Consider the following 20,885-nt stretch of genomic DNA (forward strand, 5'->3'; position numbering starts at 1 on the left):
TACTGCTTCGCTGGCGATTTTATTCCATATCAAACGCATTTTAGTTTCCCAGTTCCAACTGATTCTTTACAAGGTTATAATATGCCCCTCGCTTAGCGGTCAATGATTCATGGTTGCCAATCTCAACCACCTTTCCCTGGTCAAGGACCACGATTTGGTCGGCATTCTTCACCGTGCTCAGGCGATGCGCTACAATCACAACCGTCTTGCCTTGATAGAACTTATCCAGGTTCTCCACGATATTACGCTCATTGTTAGCATCGAGCGAGTTGGTTGCCTCGTCCAGGAAGATATAGTCAGGATTCTTATAAACAGCCCTCGCTATCAGGATGCGCTGCTTCTGTCCCTGGCTCAGCCCTACGCCATCACGCCCTATCTTGGTGTTGAACTTCAGCGGCAAGGCCATCACATAATCCTTGATGCAAGCTATCTCTGCGGCTCTCATCAAACGGGCTTCATCTATCTCTGCATCATCCACAGCTATGTTGCGCTTGATGCTTTCCGAGAAGATGACACCCTCCTGCATCACCACGCCACACTGCCTGCGCCACCATTTCCTGTTGAGCTGATTGATGTCGGTATCGCCGATGGTGATTTTTCCTTCCAGCACCGGGTAGTAACCCAGCATCAATCGGATGAGCGTGGTCTTTCCGCTGCCCGAAGCTCCCACTATCGCCGTCACCTTGCCTTGAGGAATAAGAATATCCACCCCGTCTATTGTCTTTCTGAGGGCATGAGGATCATACTTGAACATGATGTTGCTGATATGGATACCATCCTCAGGATGATCAAGACCTGTCAGCAAGCCATCCTTCCCGTTCTCATCATCCATCTGATGAATCTCATTGATTCGTTCCAGACTGATTTTCACATCCTGAACGGAATAGAAGAAGTTCATGAGTTGCTCCACCGGCGAGTTGAGCTGTCCGATGATATATTGCACGGCGAGCATCATACCCAAAGTCATGTGCCCTTGGATTACCGCCGTAGCGGCAACCACCGTCACTACAATATTCTTCACCTCATTGATAAAAATACTTCCTGCCTCCTGGGTCTGCTGTAGTTTTAGAGATTTCTGCTGCACTCTGAAAAGATTCACCTGTGTCTCCTCCCACTCCTTTCGCTTGCGCTGCTCGCAATCCTGCAACTTGATTTCCTGCATAGAAGTGATGAACTCGTATGTCCTGTTGTTATTGATGGCCTGCTGCTCGAAGAGTTCATAATCGAGCACCTTTCTTCGCTGCAGGAAGAGAGCCATCCATCCTCCATACAGTATGCTGCCCAATAAGAAGATGGCAAACACTATCTTATTATATATAAAGAGCACCACCGAAAACACCACGAAGGTAAGCATGGCAAAGGTGATGTTGAGCGTCTGCTGGGTGAGGAAGTTGTTCACACGACTATGATCGTTCATTCTCTGCATCAAGTCGCCCATCAGTTTGGTGTCGAAGAAAGACATCGGCAGTTTCAGAAGTTTGATGAAGAAGTCGCTCACCAGGGAGATATTGATCCGCATGGAGATACGGAGCAGGAACCATCGGCGGGCGAAGTCTATCGCAGTTCGGCTGACGGTGAGCATCAACTGGCCGAAGAGAATGAGCCAGATGAATCCAATGTCTTGGTTCTTGATACCGACATCCACGATGGATTGGGTAAGGAACGGCAACACCAGCTGCAGGGCGCTGCCCGCAAGCAGTCCCAAGACAATCCAGGAGAATGCCTTGCGGTATTTCTTGAAATATCTGAGAAGGAACTTGAAGGAACGCTTCTCCTTCTGTCTATCTTCTCCTTCCATCTGATAGGTAAAGAAGGCAGGAGTGGTTTCGAAAAACATGGCGATACCCTTGTCCTCGTCATTAGAGCGAGTGCTTATCCAATGCCGTCTGAATTCTTCAAGATTATAAGTTGTCTTTCCCTTGCCAGGGTCTGCGATATAGAACTTCTTGCCCTTCTTCACCTTATATAATACCACGAAATGGTTCTGGTTCCAATGAAGGATGCAAGGGAGCGGAGTCTCGCTTAGTTCCTCTATTGTGGCCCTTGCCGAAACCGTTTGAAATCCCAATATTTTTGCTGCCTCGTTGATGCCCAACATGGAAACACCTTCCGTTGTGGCAAAACAAATCTTCGACAGAGAGTCCAACGAGTACTCCCTGCCGAAAAACCTACATACCATTTGCAGGCAAGTGATGCCGCATTGCATGCTGTCATGCTGTTTTCTCACCTTCATAATTTCTATGGTTTATAGTTGATTGAAAGCATGATTTCACGACCACGTATTGCTGTAACAGATTGCATGGTTACCAAATTGGAGGCCGTGGTATATGCGTAGACTTTCTTATTGAATATATTACTTGCTTTCAATTCCCAATCTATATGCTTGGTTTTATAGCCTAATGTACAATTAGCCAAAAACATATCCTTGTATTTACTTTCCGTTATCTGGTTGTGATAATAATCTCCATCCAAATGAATACGGAAGGCAGACAATGGAACAATGACAGATATTTCATGTAGCCAACTTTCAAATGAAGTTCTTTCACTATAATCAGCCTTCATGTCAGAATAAGCATACTTCAAGCTATATGTCATGGTCATGTCTTTGTAAGGAGACAAGAGCAATGAGCCTGAGGCATTAAGCACATTGTACTTTGAATTTACCAAGTCTCCATCTTGCAACATCTTAGAATCATTGTGGGTAAATAAGCTACGTAGTACTATTTTTCCACCAAGCCAAGACAATCCTTGCTGCAAGTTGAAGTTACATAACCAACTACTGCTTTTTGTAACTTGCGCCTCTGTTCCCCACGCAATGTAATCCCCTATAAATTTCTGAGTCATTGTATAAGGGTTTTCCGTAAAGCGTCTTGTCACAGAAGTTACCAGATGCGTACCCTTCAGTGCATTACGATAGAGAATCGTATATCTCAGGGACTTGTTCTTTATCATCTCATATCCCAAGTATCCTTGGTTTAGCGTCAAATAATCTTGCAAGATGAGAGAACCATAAAAACGATTGTAGTCCAAAGGCTCTATATGATAACTTCCATTCAACCCCATAGCAAAACGAGAGGTCACATCCCAACGAACATTCAGCAAAGGCGAGACAGAAAAACAATTCTTACCATCGGATTCACTATATTTATAGTATGTATTCTCGAAAGGAACAGAGAAGGTAAACACAAAGCCATGCTTTGAGAACTCAACCTGAGGGCTCATATATAATCGCGCATAACTAAAATGACTCTTGTCTGCTAAAACTCCCAGGGAATCTGGCAAACCACTAGCCGTGGCATCCAGATAACGGAGCACACCCTTCATGCCCATTTTCATACTCAGATTAAACAAACCAAGTTTCCAGCCACCCATTCCATAGGTATCAGTTGCGTAATATCTTTGAGCAACATCCTGTCTTATCAAGGAATCTACGTCTAGATATTGTGGACGATTCTGAAATGTATTATAGGAATAAAAAGAAATCAAAGACTTGCCAAAACGTCTTACCACATATAGATTATCCCTAAAATCATATACAGGAAGATAAGCATGCTGAAGATGCGAATGAGTACCCACCTCCTCCAAGCGTTGTGACAACCAGGTTATATTGCCGGATAAAGAATTACGTAAATAACTCTTCTCTGAATTTAATTCATACTTTAGCAATGCATAAAGATCATTATTATTGCTTCTCAACGTTTTGGAATTATCAATTACCCGATTACCGTTATTTCGTGTATAAACAGTATTCCGCTGTCCCCATGCATTGTCTCGTTCATTGTTATAAACTAATTGGAAATTCAACTGAGAATCTTCATTCAGCTTCTTTAGCATATTCATTGTGACAGCATGACTTCTATTAAACAAGCTTCGTTCTTGATTGAGGCTGGAAGCCTTCGGCGAAGATAACAAGATAAAATCTTGTGGGAGTGTTTGATTACCAGACTCCGCATCAAATAAACTTGTGGACTCACGGCTAATATCTAGACCTATGTTATTTGTTTTATAAGTCAGCATCGTTTGGAATTGCGATTTCAATCTCAAGCCAAATCCTTCAACAGCCCAAAGTCCTTGGTCACCTCTAGCATTGTCAGAATGATTATTCCCATATCCGCCAGCTAATTTCCAAGACGTTACCCAATGACTCTTGGCACTATTCTTCATCTTGATATTGACAGCCGCATCATCCGTATAGGTAAAATCATCCAAGACACGAATAGGCTGATGCTTTCTCATAACTTCGACAGCACCAACCTCATCCTGCGGCAATGTATTTGTTGCCGCTCCATATTTTCCTCCCAGCATGTCAAGCCCTTCGATATAGAACTTGCTGACAGGTTTTCCCTCGTAAGAAATCTTACCGGAACTCTTGTCCACATCAAAGCCAGGCATTTTGGCGATAACATCACCGATAGAGCGATCATTACTGTTTGCAAAGGCACCTACCACATAACTGACAGTATCGCCACGTTCATGCACCTTATCCGATTTCACAGAAACCTCCTTAAGTTCGATAGCTCCACTACCCATTTTTACGGTTAAAGGCTTCATGTCACCTTTCACTGCAATATGCACTTCTTGAAAACCAAGCATAGTGAAGGTTAAGGAATCTCCTCTTTCTGCATTGATAGAGAAAGATCCATTATTACTACTAGTAGCATAGCCACGCATTTTGTGTTGGGTATTAAGACATTTGATGATAACGGAAGCCAAAGGCTTATTTTCATCATCAACAACATGTCCTGTTACTGCAACTTGAGCGGAAATTTGTAAGCTCAACAGAACACATATTATCAAAAAGAGTATCTTCTTCATTCCAATTCCATTTGTGGTATCATCATAGCTCCTTTGGGATACGATAAAGGATTTGTTTTAATCTTAAGAAACTTTTTCCTATTAATTATCGTAAACTTTTTCTTATAATAGTTATAGAATTTTACAGGAGTTAATCCCTTTGTAAAAATACCATTTGCTTCTATTTCTAGAAAACCTAGGCATTCTGCTCGCAAAACAAGGCCTGGCAAACCCGCAATTTTCCAAGGTCCTAAACATAAAGGAATATCTGCTGCAAACCAAACGACCCAATGTCTCCCACGGAAATCCGTCTCTGCTTTCTGGCACTTATAACCTAATATCATCCTTGTAGAATCCTGATCTATGGTCCAGTTCATGCACACACTATCCTTGAATTCATAATGTTCACCCATGCAACGACCATACACCGTATATACTCCATTGGTATTATTCCTGTAAATAAATTCTCCTCGAAAAGGAGTATATGTTTGCTCTATTTCATCATCATGTCTCTCTTTACTAAGTAATTCAAAACCACCAGGTACGAATTCCAAAGAGTCTTCTCTAACTCTTTCATAACAAAAGAATTGACTAGTTGTACTTCCACATCTTAAGGCACACAGATTGCTTGTTTTTCCCAATGTCTTGTTATGATAATCTCCAAGATATGAAACCACATATTTAACTTCCATACGAGAAGGCTCAATCTCATAAGTACCTTGTGCTTTCGAGATAGAACTTATAAATGCGAAAAATAAAATAAATAAATACTTCATAATAGAAACTAAAAATGTAGCCAAAATTAAATTTTGGCTACACACATTCTTTAAAAAATGCTATTTACACACAATTTTCCATGAAGCTATCAGCCCAAGCATCCCAATCCTGTACTGTTCCTTGAGATGCGTCACCTTGTAGCTCCTTACATTTTTCATCATTGTAGCCACCAACTACGTGGCTCTGCTCTGAAAGTGTTAATTTTTTCATAACTAATCCTTCTTTTTAAATTGTTAAACTTATGTTATATTAGTCCGAACTATTTTTTCTTGTCTAAATCTCAACCATATACTGATAATCAGATATATCATAATAGGAAGACTTCGTTTTTCCATTTATCTGTATCAAAGGTAGCTTTTCTATAGAAAGTTCCTTGATTATCTTCTGATTTTTCTTATATTGAGATATTACAGAAGCAAACTCTAGCTTTTCAGAAATGTCCTTTGACGAAGACTTCTCAAAAATTGACATATCCCGATTTCCCCTATAATATTCTTGAATGATATTGAACTCACGTAAACGATTTGCAACATAGCCACTCAATCCTTCTACTAAAGAAGAGCCATCTGCCAATATTACTTCACAACTAAAACGTTGAGGAAACCTCTTGATCAAAGAGGCTGCTTCTCGAATTGCCTTTTGACAGAACTTACAATCAAGGCTTACAATCATACGTATTTTACAACTCGCTCCTTTATCGCCAAATTGTATCCCATACATTCCCAAGTCCTCTACCATCATGCGGTCATTTGAAAGAGCCTTGTACACAGCATGGTTTCTTTTAAGCCTTAGCAATAGAACTTCATTTTCAAATAACTTCTTTTGTTTTTGAAAGTGTTGTGAAGTAAAATTAGACAAAAGTAATGCCAAACATGCCTGAACTCCAGTGTTATACATAATATTCCCCCACCCAATTGGTATAACTGCAGTTTTTATAGCCACGAGCGTACTAAGCCAAATAACTATATATGTACCTAAACAATACACGCAATATTTATGTATAAAGAAAGCTTGATATACCAACAATCCCAAGCAAACTAATGAAGCAAATGTGCATAAGGCAAATTGTAGCAAAGAAACATTTCCCATCATTACCAAGGACAGAATGTTCCAAAAGAAAAAGAATATCCCAAGTTCATCCAATGCAAAAGGAAGCCTGTCTTGCAAAGGCTGTTTAGCAGAGACTAATTGACAATCAAACTTTTTGCCGATTTGACAATATCTGTCAACGAACCCCAACCCTAGCCTATGCTTTGTAAGTAACATAGACAGGCTTAATCCTGTACAATTTAGCAACAACATAGGAAACACAGGCTTTGTACAATACTCCCATAATAGAAGGCAAATGCAAATCACGGCAAAGAATACCATTCCTGTTTGAATAGACACCCCTCCTCTATGGCAAGCATTTATCTTCTTTGGTTCTTCCACTATGAGAGCCACGCCATCCCAAACATTCAAGAATTCATTTACTGGCAAGTTATAGCTCTTGCCATCAAACAAAGTTAAGCTATCTTCACTTTGTTTTTTCACCACAAAGAAATGTCCTTCATTGAGAGAGACATGAACCAACATACCTTTTAAAGAAGTAACCTTTTCTTGCTTATCTAAAAGATATGCATCAGAAGCCAAACCATAATAATTCAATGTTCTAGAGACAGAGGCAAGACTCGGAAAATCAGGATCTGTCACTAGAACCTTGCACAACTCCTTATCATTGAAAGCTATTTTATAAGCTTTCAAATAGAGTTTGATAAGATTCATTATGTACAAGTTTGAATTATTCATTTCTTTTTTTTAATTGTTTTGTACTTAGATTAAGCGAGAATTACATCTTCGCCATCTGGTTCTTCATCACTTTCGATGTAGATCCATAGTCCATTAGGTGCTTGCCACCAATAGCCTCCACCTAGGACTTTGCCCTGTTCATTATTATTCAATATATCCATAGCTGTTACTCTTTATATTAATTAAAATATCTAGGTGCAAAATTACGGCAAATTGCTCAAACTACCAAACTTTTTACATCATTTCTCACATAATATTTGCCCCCTAAATTATTATATAAAAATGATGTTAGAAAGTACGCTACTTGAAAAAATATTTGTATTTTTGCACTCTTGAAGTAAAATAAGTAAAAATACAAAGCATGAAAAAGTATTATTGTATAACGATTTTAGCACTTTTAGTTGTTACTTTGTTACAAGGATATAATGTGTCTTTGCAATACAAGGAATATACCTATAAGGAAATAGATAAGATAAATTCTGCACTGAAAGTTTCTGTTGATGAAGAATATGCTATCCGAGCACATCAAAATTACAATCCACATAAAGATGGAAAGCAACGACTCTACACAAAAATAATGACGGACGAAGACTTCATCAAAGCAAAGCCCAAGAAAGAAGATGTCATTCGTTTTGACGAAATAAACATCCAAGACCTAAGAGACAAAGGCATTATCGAGACTGAAGCTGAAGCTATGGGATTATTGACAAAAGACATACTTACTACCAAGGGTAATCCTATTAATATCAATAAACTCTCTCAAATATTCAAGAAGAATTTAAATGAGGGCTTTACCTATACCTTATTAATATTAGATGAGAATAAAAAGGTCATTAAGAGTTATGGGCAAATAAAGGACATTGAGACTTGGCAGGCTAGCAAGCCTATCGGCATCGGGCTCAAACCGATCCGTTTCGTTCAAGCAAAGGTGGATATAACTCCATCTTCCTTCATCAGAAATTCTATAGAAACACTTGTGGCCACCATTTTGTTAGCTCTCATCATCGTCTTCTGCGTAGGATACCAGATGACTGCCATCAGAAATAAGGAAAACCTTTTGAGAAATCGAGAGGTAAGCATTCATGGCACCATCCACGACCTGAAGGCACCATTGGCAAGCGTACTCCTCACGTTGGGGTTCATCAAGGACAGCATAGAAGACATGCAGCTCCAGGAGTTGCTACATTCTTCGGAGAAGAAGATTCAGAATCTTGCCAATACCATCAAGACGATTCTCATTACTGCCAAAGCAGGAGAAAACAAGCTTGCTCTGAACAAAGAACCAGTAAATCTCATGGAATTGGCAAAACTGGCACAGGAACAGGTAGATAGCAACTATGCAGACAAGCCACACAGCATACATATCCATGACTGCAGAACCAGCAAGGAAGAGATTCCTGCAGACCGCTATCTGATAGAGAATGTTCTGGGCAACCTGATAGAAAACGCCGTGAAGTATTCTGAAGCGGAAGCTGACATAGAAGTAAGTATCCGTTCTGATGAACATTTCGCCATCGTCAGCGTAAAAGACAACGGTATCGGAATCGACAGAAAATATCAGAAGAAGATTTTCGAGCAATTCTATCGCATACCGGGAACCCAGCATAAGAACGGATATGGCATCGGACTTGCTCTGGTGAAATATGCCGTCAGGGCACATGGAGGAACCATCAGGGTAGAAAGTGAACCGGGTAAGGGCAGCACCTTTACCTTTACTCTTCCCATGAAAAAGAAATAGGAAACAAGAACCGAAAAAACAACAAGACAATGGAAAAGATAAAAGTATTGCTGGTAGATGATGACCTGTTGTTTGGCAACATCGCAACCAAGATCCTGCAGGCTGCCGACTATGAGGTCTATTTTCAGAACTCACTGTTTGGCATAGAGAGTCTCATCATGAAACTGAACCCCAACATCATTATCCTGGATGTGATGGTGGGAGAAGAAAACAGTCTTGAGAGAATCAACGATATCCGACTCGCCGCCGAAGACATTCCTATCATCTTCGTATCTTCTGACAGCGGAGTGGAAACTGAGGAACAGGCTATAACAAATGGCGCAGTGGTATATCTGGAGAAGCCGTTCAGCAAAGAGAAGCTGTTGCTGTGGGTGAAACGTTACGCCAAACATAGCGACTTCAGTAACTCCCACAAAATCAATATGGGAGCCTATACCCTTGATACAGAAACCCATATTCTCAGCATTTATGGTAACAACGAGAAAACGCTGAGTAACACGGAATATGCTACCATCAAGGCTCTATGGATCAATAAAGGAGAAGTAGTTACCCGTCAGGATCTCAAGAATTCTGTATGGAGAGGCATTAGCTGTTCGGATGAGAACCTCAACAACGTGGTTTATAACCTCAGGAAATATTTCGCCAAGGATGCCTCCATTCACCTGGATACCCTTCGTGGCGAAGGATTCAGGATGTGGATGGATGAGTAGTTTAATAACGACTCAATCCCATAAGGGAAAATAGGCATACTATTAAGGGAAAATGGAAATATCCTTAAGGGTAAATAGAATTATCCTTAAGGGTAAATAAAAACACCATTAAGGGAAAATAGGAATATCCTTAATGGTAAATATTGATACTATTAAAGAAAATCTCCGTTCAATAGTTTTGAACGTACATTCAAAATCATTGAACGCACATTCAAAACTATTGAACGGAGATTCAAAATCATTGAATATAAAAAATCGTTAGGGCTTATCCTTTTTTTCTATAAGCCTATAACCTTTTTTCTATAATTCTATAAGATATCTCCCATAAGCCTATAACCTTTTTCCTATGAAAGCGAAAGCATCTTTTCTATAGGCTTCACGGCATCCTTGGCTATTTCTGGAGCCACTTCTACTGTAGGCCAGCCGAACTTCAGGCTATTGTAGATCTTCTTCAATGAGTTCATCTTCATATACTCGCACTCATTGCAGCTGCAACCTACTCCACCCTCACTTACCTCTGGTGGTACAGGATAGAAGATGACGTCAGGGCAGTTGCGCTCCAACTCATGCAGGATACCTGCCTCTGTGGCGATGATGTATTCCTTGATTTCTGGATGCTCCTGGGCATAATGCAGCATCGTGGCGGTAGAACCCTTCACATCGGCTACGGCAAGCACTGGTGCCTTGCACTCCAGGTGAGCCATCACAACTGCCTCAGGATGCTCCTGCTTCAACTTGATGATAGCCTCTACCGAGAATTTCTCGTGTACATGGCAGCCACCGTTCCAGAGCAGCATGTTTCTGCCTGTTACGCTGTTGATATAGTTGCCGAGGTTGTAATCAGGACCAAAGATAATCTTCGCATCCTGTGGGAAACTGTCGATTACCTTCTTGGCATTGCCACTGGTCACCACGCAATCGGTCAAAGCCTTCACGGCAGCGGTGGTATTCACATAGCTTACCACCTGGTAGCCTGGGTGCTCTTCCTTATACTTCTTCAGATCCTCAGCCTTGCAGCTGTCGGCAAGCGAGCAGCCGGCATTCAGGTCAGGGCAGAGCACAATCTTGTCTGGACTCAAGAGCTTGCAGGTTTCAGCCATGAAGTGCACGCCGCACATCACCATCACCTTAGCTTCTGTTTCAGCAGCCTTACGAGCCAAAGCCAGAGAATCACCCACAAAGTCGGCAATATCCTGAATCTCGCCTACTGTGTAGTAGTGTGCCAGGATAATCGCATCTTTCTCCTTGCAAAGCTTTCTGATTTCAGCTTTCAAGTCTAAGGTTTCGTCGATCGGTTCATCCACGTAACCTTTCTCAATCCATTCTTTTTTCACCATAACATTAATATTATATTTTTTATTTCTTATTTTTAAAAAGAGATTATAAGGATGATGATATGTCGTGGATAAGTGGATAAAAAACACCTTCTAAATTTGCTTTTTTCATTATCCATATCTTATGCAGAGTTATCCGTATTCGACTTGGAAATCTTTTTCTTGGTCTTTAAAGGATTAGCTCTTTTATCAACATTTCCCCAATTCGGTGCAAAGTTAATAAGTTTATATCTTTTTTCCGTCAAAAACTGCGAAAAAGTTTCTAAAAACTTATTAATAACCCTGTGGATATCCCTATTCCTCGGGTTTCGGGATGGGAGCGGTGGATATCCACAAAGTTATTAAATAGTTATTCCTGTGGTTTTCCTTATACTTTTCCACGGGTTTGTGGATAATGAAAAAAGCAGGTTTTCCCCTGACTTTTGCGTCATCGGAAAATCTGCTTCTTCTATCTCTTTATCCATCTCTTCTTCTTTTATGAAGGAAAAGATTCTCTTTATTTTCTGTTCAGAACGTTCTCTACCTTTTCCACAATCAGCTCCGGCGAGATGTTCTTCATGCAGGCAAAGTCGCCACGCATGCACGGCTTGTTGCCATAGATGCTGCATGGGCGGCAAGGCATATCGAGCTGTACGGCATTGTCGGGACTCTGATGCCAGCCCATGAAACCGGCGTAAGGATGGGTGGCTCCCCAGATGCTTACCACTGGGGTATTGACCAGAGATGCCAGATGCATGTTGCCGCTGTCCATACTGATCATCAGGCGGAGATGACTCATCAGGATGAGTTCATCGGAAATGCCGTGGAGCTTGCCAGATGCATTCACCACCTGTGGATATTTCTCTTCCCAGGCATTCATCACCGGAGTTTCGGTCTGTCCGCCTCCGAAAAGGAAGATGCGGCAGTGAGGATGATTGTGAATCAGGCGTTCTACTACCTTCTCCATCTGCTGTACCGGATAGATCTTGCCCTCGTGGGCAGCGAATGGAGCCAGACCTATCCAAGGTTCCGCTGGGTTATGAGCATCCTTGTTGATAACTGTGGATTTATCCTTGCTGTTATCAACAGTAACCTGGAAAACTTGTTCAGGAAGCAGACTCAGATCTCCTCCTTCTTCCGGGAAGAGAGAAGTGAAATCCATCTGTACAGGATAACCCAACTTGGCAAAGACATCGGCGTAATTCTGGAAGGAAGATGGCTGTTTCTCCATCACCTTGCCTGAGGAAGCCACCAGCTTGCGCTTTCCCTTGCGATGCTTGTCGATATGTGCCACCTTGAAGTTGGAGAGGTTGAAGCGCATGCGCAGATAGCTGGAGCGCAAAACACTGTGAAGGTCGGCTATCGCAGTAAACTGCTTGGCGATGAGCCGGCGATAGAGTGCATTGAGACCTTTTACACCCTTATATTCCCCCTTGAGGTCAGCCTCCATGAAACCGACATTTGGGGCAAGATTCTCGAAGAACGGGCGAGCAAAGGAACGGCTTAACACGGTGATTCTTACGTGAGGATACTGCTTTGCCAATGAATAAATCACGGGTACAGTCATGGCAACGTCACCCATGGCCGAAAATCTAATAACGAGAATATGCTCTGTCTTCATCTTTTTTAGTCTCTTTATATATATAATAAGGTGTAAAACAGAGCGGGCTTCGCTTTTTATGGTAAAAAACAAAGCCTACTCTGCTTCTATTCTGATTGATGCGGGTTTACTTCTTGTAGAGTACAGGGTTGGTAGAAGGATCGTTGTACATCTTCATCTGTCGATAAACCTTCATGTACTTTCTTCCAGCTTCGATGTCCTCCAGGAGCTGGTCGATGGCAGTAGAAAGATCCACCTGCTGTTCGAGGAGTACGTTGAGCTTAGCCTGGCACTTAGCCTTGTGCTCTTCAGAAGCCTCCGGGCGCTCCACCTGCTCCTTCATGTGATAGATCTTGAGGGCAAGGATGCTGAGACGGTCAACAGCCCATGCAGGACTTTCGGTATTGATGCGTGCATCATCCAGCACCTTTACATCCTTGTAAACCTCGCGGAAGTAAGAATCAATCTGCTCTACGAGATCAGTACGGTCCTGGTTGCTCTTATCGATTCTGCGCTTCAAGACGAGCGCCTCTGCAGGGTCGATCTGAGGGTCGCGGATGATATCCTCGAAATGCCACTGAACGGTGTCAATCCAGCACTTGAGGTAGAGACGGTTCTCGATGGTACCTTCCTCGAATGGATTATTGATAGGAGTATCAATGTTGTCTTTGATGTGATAATCGGCTATCGCCTGATTAAAAATCTTGTTAGCGTTTTCTGTAAATGTCATACGGTTTGAACTATTTGATTTAATACCGTACAAAAGTAACAAAATAATCTCAAAGAGCCAACAAAAAAGCGAAAAAAGGCGAAAAAGATGCACAATTAGGGGGTGTTTGTGCACCGAAAAGCACTTTTTTTGCTAAAATATTTGTTTATATCAAAAAAAAAGTGTTCCTTTGCACCCAGATTTTTAATTAGAAATTAAATTATAAACATTTTAAAGGTTACAATTATGTCAGAAATTGAAAGCAAAGTAAAGGCAATTATCGTAGATAAGCTCGGTGTTGATGAGGCAGAAGTTAAGCCAGAGGCAAGCTTCACAAATGATCTCGGTGCAGATTCTTTGGATACTGTAGAGTTGATCATGGAGTTCGAGAAGGAGTTCTCTATCTCTATCCCAGACGATAAGGCTGAGAAGATTGCTACTGTAGGTGACGCTATCGCTTACATCGAGGAGAACGCTAAGTAAATTAGCAACTAAAATTTTATAAATGGAATTAAAGAGAGTTGTAGTAACAGGTCTTGGTGCTGTGACTCCAGTTGGTAATTCTCCTGAGGAAACTTGGGAGAACCTCCTCGCTGGAAAGAGCGGTGCTGCCCCTATTACTCATTTCGATACAACTAATTTCAAGACAAAGTTCGCTTGCGAAGTAAAGGACCTGAACATCAATGAATGGATTGACCGTAAGGAGGCTCGCAAGCTCGACCGTTATACCCAGTTGGCTATGATTGCCGCTATGCAGGGTGTAAAGGATGCAAACATTGATCTTGAAACAGAAGATTTGAACAACGTTGGTGTTGTATTCGGTGTAGGTATCGGTGGTATCAAGACATTCGAGGATGAAGTATCGTATTTCGCTACTCATGAGGAGAACGGTCCTAAGTTCAACCCATTCTTCATCCCTAAGATGATTGCAGATATCGCATCTGGTCAGATTTCAATCCACTTCGGATTCCACGGACCAAACTATACCACAACATCTGCATGTGCTTCTTCAAGCAACGCATTGGCAGATGCCTTCAACCTGATTCGTCTGGGCAAGGCAAACATCATTGTCAGTGGTGGTGCTGAGGCTGCTATCTGCGCTTGCGGCGTAGGTGGTTTCAATGCCATGCACGCGTTGTCAACTCGTAACGATGACCCTGAGCATGCTTCACGTCCATTCAGCGCTAGCCGTGATGGATTTATCATGGGTGAGGGTGCTGGCTGCTTGATTCTCGAGGAGCTTGAGCACGCTAAGGCTCGTGGTGCGAAGATTTATGCTGAGATGGTAGGTGAGGGCGAGAGCGCTGACGCTTATCATATCACAGCTTCTCATCCAGAAGGTCTCGGTGCTAAGCTCGTGATGGAGCGCGCACTTGCTGATGCTAACCTCAAGCCAGAGGACATTGACTACATCAATGTTCACGGTACATCTACCCACGTAGGTGATATCTCTGAGGCTAAGGCTATCAAGGCTGTCTTCGGTGATGCTGCTTACAAGCTCAACATCAGTTCTACTAAGTCAATGACTGGTCACCTCCTCGGTGCTGCTGGTGCAGTAGAGGCTATGGCTTGTGTTCTTAGTGTGAAGAACGATATCGTTCCTCCTACTATCAACCACGAAGAGGGTGACAACGATCCAGAGCTCGATTACAACCTGAACTTCACATTCAACAAAGCTGAGAAGCGTGAGGTTCGTGCTGCATTGAGCAATACATTCGGATTCGGCGGTCATAACTGCTGTGTAGTATTCAAGAAGTATGCTGAATAATTTTATAGATAGAATAAAGCTCTCTTTCCGCAAGGATAAAGAGCTTTATTTTTCTTTGTACGAAATCCTAGGTTTTTATCCACACAACATCAGTTATTACAAGATGGCACTGATGCACAAGAGCATCATGCACCGCAATTCCAAGGGCAAGCCTGTGAACAACGAGCGCCTGGAGTTTCTGGGTGATGCCGTACTGGATGCTGTAGTGGGTGATATCGTGTATCAGCACTTTCCTGGCAAGCGAGAGGGATTCCTTACCAATACCCGAAGCAAGCTGGTGCAGCGTGATACGCTCAACAAGCTCGCCCAGGAGATGGGAATCAATCAACTTGTTTTATCTAATGGACACAGTTCTTCTCATAACAGCTATATGGGAGGAAATGCTTTCGAAGCGTTGGTTGGTGCCGTTTATCTGGACCGTGGTTATGATGCCTGCATGAAATTCATGCAGAAGCGCATCCTGGCAAAAATGATAAACATCGATAAGGTGGCTTACAAGGAGGTGAACTTCAAGAGCAAACTCATCGAATGGAGCCAGAAGAACCGCGTGAAGCTGGAGTTCGTGATGCTGGGACAGGAGAAAGACAAGAACGGAAGCCCTGTTTTCACCTATCAGGTGGTAATGGAAGGTGTAAAGGGCGGAGAAGGCAAGGGTTACTCCAAGAAGGAGAGCCAGCAGCTTGCCTCTAAGCTTACCCTGGAACGATTGCGCAAGGAACCGCAGTATATTGATTCTGTATTTACTGCCAAGGCAAACCGTACAAAGATGGAAGAAGAACCTGTGCTGGCTGTGCCTACCACCGAGGTAAAGAATGATTTCATCATCTCGCAAGACACAGAAAAACAGGAGTCTGAAGAAAAACACGTCAATGTTTTCAAGGAAGAAGTCTATACAGAGAATTCTTCGGCTGAAGATGTTGTTGCTTCTACTGTTACTGAAGAAATAACCACTACAGCCACTCAGGAAAGCGATGACGAGTTTGACTTGAGTGATATCTCTGCTGAGCCCAAGGAAATGAGCCGCGAGGACATCATTGCAGCCGCCGAGGCAGCTGCCTTTGCAGAAGATAAGGAATAATCTATGATGATAGAACTGGATTAAGATAAGGGAAAGACTCTCTTGAGACTGACGGATATGGTAGTCTCAAGGGAGTTTTTTTGTTTGATATTTTACATTCTTATCCCCTATCTTGCCCGATAGGTTATGTTTTGTATTAAAAAACAGTAAAAACTTTCTCTATATCAAAAGATTGAAGTACTTTTGCAAATACTTTATAAGGTATATATATCTAGATATGAGTTTAACAACGATAGTAAGTAATGTATTCAAGCCTCGCCAGAAGAGCTTGGAAAAGTATGTACATGATGCAGAGGAATTGCAGCATGAGGTACTGATGCGCCTTTTGGCATCTGGCAAAAACACCGAATATGGTGTGAAACATCTACTCAATACGACAAATAGCTACGAAAAGTTTGCACAGAATGTGCCGGTCAATACCTATGAGGAATTGAAGGGCGACATCGACAGAATGCGTCATGGCGAAAGAGACATCCTCTGGCCAGGACAGGTGAAGTGGTACGCCAAATCTTCGGGTACTACCAACGACAAGAGTAAGTTCATCCCTGTTTCGCAGGATGGTTTGCAGAACATCCACTACAAGGGTGGATTCGATGCTGTGGCTTACTATCTGCGCAACAACCCAAAGAGTAAGATATTCGACGGCAAGAGCCTGATTCTCGGTGGAAGCCATTCGCCTAACTATAATGTTTCGGGCAGTCTGGTGGGTGACTTGAGTGCCATCCTCATCGAGAACATCAATCCGCTTGCCAACATGGTGCGTGTACCTAAGAAGGAAACCGCACTGCTGAGCGACTTCGAGGTGAAGCGCGACCGCATCGCCCATGAAACGCTGAACAAGAACGTAACCAATATCTCGGGTGTGCCTAGCTGGATGCTCAGCGTACTGGTACGCGTGATGGAACTTTCTGGCAAGCAGCATCTGGAGGAGGTATGGCCTAACCTGGAGGTATTCTTCCATGGCGGCATCGCCTTTACTCCTTACCGCAAGCAGTATGAGCAGCTTATCACATCTCCTAACATGCATTATATGGAGACCTATAATGCCAGCGAGGGATTCTTCGGTCTGCAGGATGATCCTTCAGATCCAGCCATGTCGCTGATGGTAGATTACGATGTGTTCTACGAATTCATCCCGATGGATGAGTTTGGAAGCGATCATCCTACCGTGGTGCCTCTCTGGGGCGTGGAAGTAGGCAAGAACTATGCGATGGTGATTACCACCTCCTGCGGTTTGTGGCGCTATATGATTGGCGATACCATACAGTTTACCAGCACCAATCCATACAAGTTTGTCATCACCGGCCGTACCAAGTACTTTATCAATGCCTTTGGTGAGGAGCTGATTATGGACAATGCCGAGAAGGGACTTGCCTATGCCTGCGAGAAGACGGGTGCGCAGATTGCGGAATATACCGCTGCTCCTGTCTATATGGACAGCAATGCCAAGTGCCGCCACCAGTGGCTCATCGAGTTCTCTGAGGAACCAAAGGACCTGAATGAGTTTGCCAGCCTGCTCGATACCAAGTTGCAGGAGATCAACAGCGATTACGAGGCAAAGCGCTTCCACGATGTCACCCTCCAGCACCTGGAGATAGTGAAGGCTAAGCCGGGACTCTTCAATGAATGGCTGAAGAGCAAGGGCAAGTTGGGCGGACAGCATAAGATTCCTCGTCTGAGCAACAGCCGCAAGAACATCGACGAGATGCTTATGATGAACAAATAAGGCTTTTTATATAGTAAGTCTTTATGAATAAGGCTTTTACTGCATAATCTGCAGGAATAGTGGACATGTAAGATAGAAAAGAATGACAAACAAGAACGACATCATACAATTGTTGAAGAATCGGATAAAGGCAAATACCCTGTTTTTGCCTTTCTATCTGCTTGTCTTCCTATTGCTGGTTTCCTGTGCCAAGATGGGACAGCCGGATGGCGGATGGTTTGACGAGACTCCTCCCAAGGTGATAGGAGCTTCGCCAGCCGATGGCGCCGTGAATGTAAACCAGAAGAAAATCAATATCTACTTCGATGAGTTTATCAAGCTCGATAACCCTTCGGAGAAGGTGGTGGTTTCGCCACCACAGCTGGAACAGCCTGAAATCAAGGGTGCCGGCAGGCGAATACAGATATCGCTTGTGGATTCACTCAAGGCGAATACCACCTACACCATCGACTTCTCGGATGCCATCAGCGATAACAACGAGGGCAATCCGATGGGAAACTATACCTACAGTTTCTCTACGGGAGCTGCCATTGATACTATGGAGGTTTCGGGCCATGTGCTGGAATCGGAGAATCTGGAACCTGTCAAGGGTATCCTGGTGGGATTGTATGCCGACCATGCCGATTCTGCCTTCCGCACCAAACCGATGTTGCGAGTGAGCCGTACCGACAGTCGCGGCCGCTTTGTCATCAAGGGTGTGGCACCGGGTTCTTACCGCATCTATGCCCTGCAGGATCAGGATGGCGACTATAAGTTCAGTCAGAAGAGCGAGAAGATTGCTTTCTCCCACGACATCATCGTGCCTTCCTGCAAACCGGATGTAAGACAGGATACCACCTGGGTGGATTCCCTGCACATCAAGTCGATAGACCAGGTGGATTACATCCATTTCCTTCCTGATAATATCGTGCTCAGAGCCTTTACGGAGCCTCTGACCGACAGATTCTTCCTGAAGGCAGAGCGCCAGAAGGCAAATAGCTTCACCCTCTTCTTCAGTTATGGCGATTCCATTCTTCCACAGATCAAGGGACTCAACTTTGATGCCGGGAATGCTTTCCTGGTTGAGGCTTCTGAGAAGAAGGATACCATTACCTACTGGCTGAAGGATACGGCACTGGTGAATCAGGATACGCTGCTGATGGATATCACTTACCGCATGACGGATAGTACCGGAGTACTGGTCAACAAGACCGATTCTGCCCAGGAAATCCTGTCAAAGGAACCATACGCCAAGCGAATGAAGGAACAGGAAAAGGAACTGGCTGCTTGGACCAAGAAGCAGGAGAAAAAGAAGAAGAAAGGCGAACCCTACGATTCGGTGATGGAGGTGAAACCGCTCGATGTACAGCTGAGTGTATCATCGCAGTTTGATCCCGACCAGAATGTCATCTTCTCCTTCCCTACTCCATTGGCTAAGGTAGATACTGCCGCCATCCATCTCTATGCCAAGCATGATACGCTCTGGTATCGGGCTCCGATGGAATTCCTGCCGCTGGAGAACCGGAAATATGAACTCCGGGGAGAATGGCGACCGGATATAGAATACAGTCTGGAGGTAGATTCTGCTGCCTTTGAGGATATCTACGGATTGGCTTCCAAACCGATCAAGCAGGGCTTCAAGGTCAACTCGCTGGATACCTATGGTACGCTGCTTGTGAACATCACCTCGCTCCACGACCTGCCGCTCATCGTGCAACTGCTTGATGCACAGGATAAAATGGTAAAGGAGACTAAGACTGTGAATGGTGTGGCAGAATTCTATTATCTCAAACCACAGAAGTATTATATGCGTCTGATCGTAGATCGCAACAATAACGGCAAGTGGGATACGGGTAATTATGATAGCGACCAGCAGGCTGAGGAAGTATATTACTATCCGGAGGCGATAGAATGTAAGGCGAAATGGGATCTCACAGAAAGCTGGGATCCGCTGGCCCGTGAACTCTCGCTGCAGAAACCGGGAGCCATCACCAAGCAGAAGCCTGATAAGGAGAAGAAAGTTAAGAATCAGAATGTACAGCGTGCCGCTAAGCTCGGCATTCAGTATGTTCCTAAAATGTAAAGGATATGAAGTTACTCAAGTCATTTATAGTAGCTATGTTGCTGCTTTTGGTCAATACTTCTGTATCGGCCCAGTGTACTTTCCGTAATACTGCATTCAAGTCGGGTGAATTCCTGACTTACAATCTCTATTACAACTGGAAGTTTGTATGGGTAAAGGCTGGCACTGCCAGCATGTCGGTGGTGCAGACCACCCACAAGGGCAAGCCTGCCTATCGTGGTTCGCTGGTAACCCGCGGTAACAAGAGAGTGGACGATTTCTTCGTTCTCCGCGATACCCTGCTCTGCTATACAGGCACCGATATGGCTCCGATGTATTTCCGCAAGGGAGCCCGCGAAGGCAAGCGATATACCGTGGATGAGGTTTTCTACAACTATGCCGGCGGCAATTGCAATGTAAACCTGCATTATAAGAACAAGCATGGTGAGCACAGATGGAAGAAGCATTCTTATGATGACTGTGTCTTTGACATGATGAACATCTTCCTGCGTGCCCGCAGTTTCGACCCTGCCAACTGGAAGAAAGGTCATAGCGTGAAATTCCCTATCTGTGATGGTGGCGGTCGCACTCCTGCCCAGCTCAAGTATGGCGGCAAGGTGACCGTGAAGGCAGATAACGGCATCAAATACCGCTGTCTGCGTCTGGAATATCAGGAGTATGAGGATGAGAAGTGGAAGAAGATAGTGGATTTCTATATCACGGACGATGAGAACCACATCCCTGTTCGCCTGGATATGTTCCTGAAATTCGGCAGTGCCAAGGCTTTCCTCGTGAATGCCAAGGGTACCCGTAACCCGATAACTTCTATCGTGAAGTAGAAGT

General features: G+C 43.5%; 17 protein-coding genes. 8 read left to right on the forward strand and 9 right to left on the reverse strand.

Annotated elements, in window-relative coordinates; genetic code table 11:
* Nucleotides 1-40 precede the first annotated feature (40 nt).
* The 6 genes from CFT61_RS03065 to CFT61_RS17160 form a co-directional block, all read right to left on the reverse strand.
* Complete coding sequence (locus tag CFT61_RS03065) at nucleotides 41-2,233, reverse strand: peptidase domain-containing ABC transporter (RefSeq protein WP_089543019.1); 2,193 nt, start codon at nucleotides 2,231-2,233, stop codon at nucleotides 41-43.
* A 5-nt stretch (nucleotides 2,234-2,238) separates the two neighbouring features.
* Nucleotides 2,239-4,815 carry a carboxypeptidase-like regulatory domain-containing protein gene (locus tag CFT61_RS03070; RefSeq protein WP_089543020.1) on the reverse strand — a complete coding sequence of 859 codons (2,577 nt, stop codon included), beginning with the start codon at nucleotides 4,813-4,815 and terminating at the stop codon, nucleotides 2,239-2,241.
* Nucleotides 4,812-5,594 (reverse strand): GLPGLI family protein, encoded by a 783-nt coding sequence (locus CFT61_RS03075; protein WP_142990539.1) that lies wholly within the window; start codon nucleotides 5,592-5,594, stop codon nucleotides 4,812-4,814. Before CFT61_RS03075 ends, CFT61_RS03070 begins: the two co-directional genes overlap by 4 nt.
* Nucleotides 5,595-5,634: 40 nt before the next feature.
* Nucleotides 5,635-5,781 carry a hypothetical protein gene (locus tag CFT61_RS16795; protein ID WP_176425481.1) on the reverse strand — a complete coding sequence of 49 codons (147 nt, stop codon included), beginning with the start codon at nucleotides 5,779-5,781 and terminating at the stop codon, nucleotides 5,635-5,637.
* Nucleotides 5,782-5,844: 63 nt separating this feature from the next.
* Nucleotides 5,845-7,359 carry a vitamin K epoxide reductase family protein gene (locus tag CFT61_RS03080; RefSeq protein ID WP_089543022.1) on the reverse strand — a complete coding sequence of 505 codons (1,515 nt, stop codon included), beginning with the start codon at nucleotides 7,357-7,359 and terminating at the stop codon, nucleotides 5,845-5,847.
* A 29-nt stretch (nucleotides 7,360-7,388) separates the two neighbouring features.
* On the reverse strand, nucleotides 7,389-7,520 hold the full coding sequence (locus tag CFT61_RS17160; RefSeq protein WP_254918831.1) for a hypothetical protein: 132 nt from the start codon (nucleotides 7,518-7,520) through the stop codon (nucleotides 7,389-7,391).
* A gap of 416 nt (nucleotides 7,521-7,936) precedes the next feature.
* On the opposite strand from CFT61_RS17160, the gene CFT61_RS03085 reads away from it, so the two are divergent.
* Both CFT61_RS03085 and CFT61_RS03090 read left to right on the forward strand, forming a co-directional pair.
* On the forward strand, nucleotides 7,937-9,097 hold the full coding sequence (locus CFT61_RS03085) for a sensor histidine kinase (RefSeq protein ID WP_176425482.1): 1,161 nt from the start codon (nucleotides 7,937-7,939) through the stop codon (nucleotides 9,095-9,097).
* Nucleotides 9,098-9,126: 29 nt separating this feature from the next.
* Complete coding sequence (locus tag CFT61_RS03090; RefSeq protein ID WP_089543024.1) at nucleotides 9,127-9,807, forward strand: response regulator transcription factor; 681 nt, start codon at nucleotides 9,127-9,129, stop codon at nucleotides 9,805-9,807.
* 344 nt (nucleotides 9,808-10,151) lie between these two features.
* Here the strand turns inward: CFT61_RS03090 and nadA are convergent, their stop codons facing one another.
* The 3 genes from nadA to CFT61_RS03105 form a co-directional block, all read right to left on the reverse strand.
* Complete coding sequence (gene nadA, locus CFT61_RS03095) at nucleotides 10,152-11,144, reverse strand: quinolinate synthase NadA (protein ID WP_089543025.1); 993 nt, start codon at nucleotides 11,142-11,144, stop codon at nucleotides 10,152-10,154.
* 493 nt (nucleotides 11,145-11,637) lie between these two features.
* Nucleotides 11,638-12,741: a glycosyltransferase family 9 protein gene (locus tag CFT61_RS03100; RefSeq protein WP_089543026.1), complete on the reverse strand. Its 1,104-nt coding sequence runs from the start codon at nucleotides 12,739-12,741 to the stop codon at nucleotides 11,638-11,640.
* 106 nt (nucleotides 12,742-12,847) lie between these two features.
* Complete coding sequence (locus CFT61_RS03105) at nucleotides 12,848-13,450, reverse strand: DUF4254 domain-containing protein (protein ID WP_089543027.1); 603 nt, start codon at nucleotides 13,448-13,450, stop codon at nucleotides 12,848-12,850.
* A gap of 225 nt (nucleotides 13,451-13,675) precedes the next feature.
* Here CFT61_RS03105 and CFT61_RS03110 point away from each other — a divergent pair, with 225 nt between their 5' ends.
* The 6 genes from CFT61_RS03110 to CFT61_RS03135 all read left to right on the forward strand — a co-directional run bounded on the left by CFT61_RS03110 (nucleotide 13,676) and on the right by CFT61_RS03135 (nucleotide 20,881).
* Nucleotides 13,676-13,912, forward strand: a complete 237-nt coding sequence (locus CFT61_RS03110; RefSeq protein WP_004342032.1) for an acyl carrier protein — start codon at nucleotides 13,676-13,678, stop codon at nucleotides 13,910-13,912.
* 22 nt (nucleotides 13,913-13,934) lie between these two features.
* The gene (fabF, locus tag CFT61_RS03115; RefSeq protein WP_089543028.1) at nucleotides 13,935-15,197 is read left to right on the forward strand and encodes a beta-ketoacyl-ACP synthase II; all 1,263 of its coding nucleotides are present in this window, start codon (nucleotides 13,935-13,937) and stop codon (nucleotides 15,195-15,197) included.
* Nucleotides 15,187-16,275, forward strand: a complete 1,089-nt coding sequence (gene rnc / locus CFT61_RS03120; protein ID WP_089543029.1) for a ribonuclease III — start codon at nucleotides 15,187-15,189, stop codon at nucleotides 16,273-16,275. Before fabF ends, rnc begins: the two co-directional genes overlap by 11 nt.
* 217 nt (nucleotides 16,276-16,492) lie before the next feature.
* A complete protein-coding gene (locus tag CFT61_RS03125) occupies nucleotides 16,493-18,001 on the forward strand; it encodes a GH3 auxin-responsive promoter family protein (protein ID WP_089543030.1) in 1,509 nt (502 codons plus the stop codon).
* An 82-nt stretch (nucleotides 18,002-18,083) separates the two neighbouring features.
* A complete protein-coding gene (locus CFT61_RS03130; protein WP_089543031.1) occupies nucleotides 18,084-20,063 on the forward strand; it encodes an Ig-like domain-containing domain in 1,980 nt (659 codons plus the stop codon).
* Between the two features lie 5 nt (nucleotides 20,064-20,068).
* Nucleotides 20,069-20,881 carry a DUF3108 domain-containing protein gene (locus CFT61_RS03135; protein WP_089543032.1) on the forward strand — a complete coding sequence of 271 codons (813 nt, stop codon included), beginning with the start codon at nucleotides 20,069-20,071 and terminating at the stop codon, nucleotides 20,879-20,881.
* Nucleotides 20,882-20,885 lie beyond the last annotated feature (4 nt).

This window comes from Segatella copri (assembly GCF_002224675.1).
Taxonomy (GTDB): Bacteria; Bacteroidota; Bacteroidia; order Bacteroidales; family Bacteroidaceae; genus Prevotella; species Prevotella copri_U.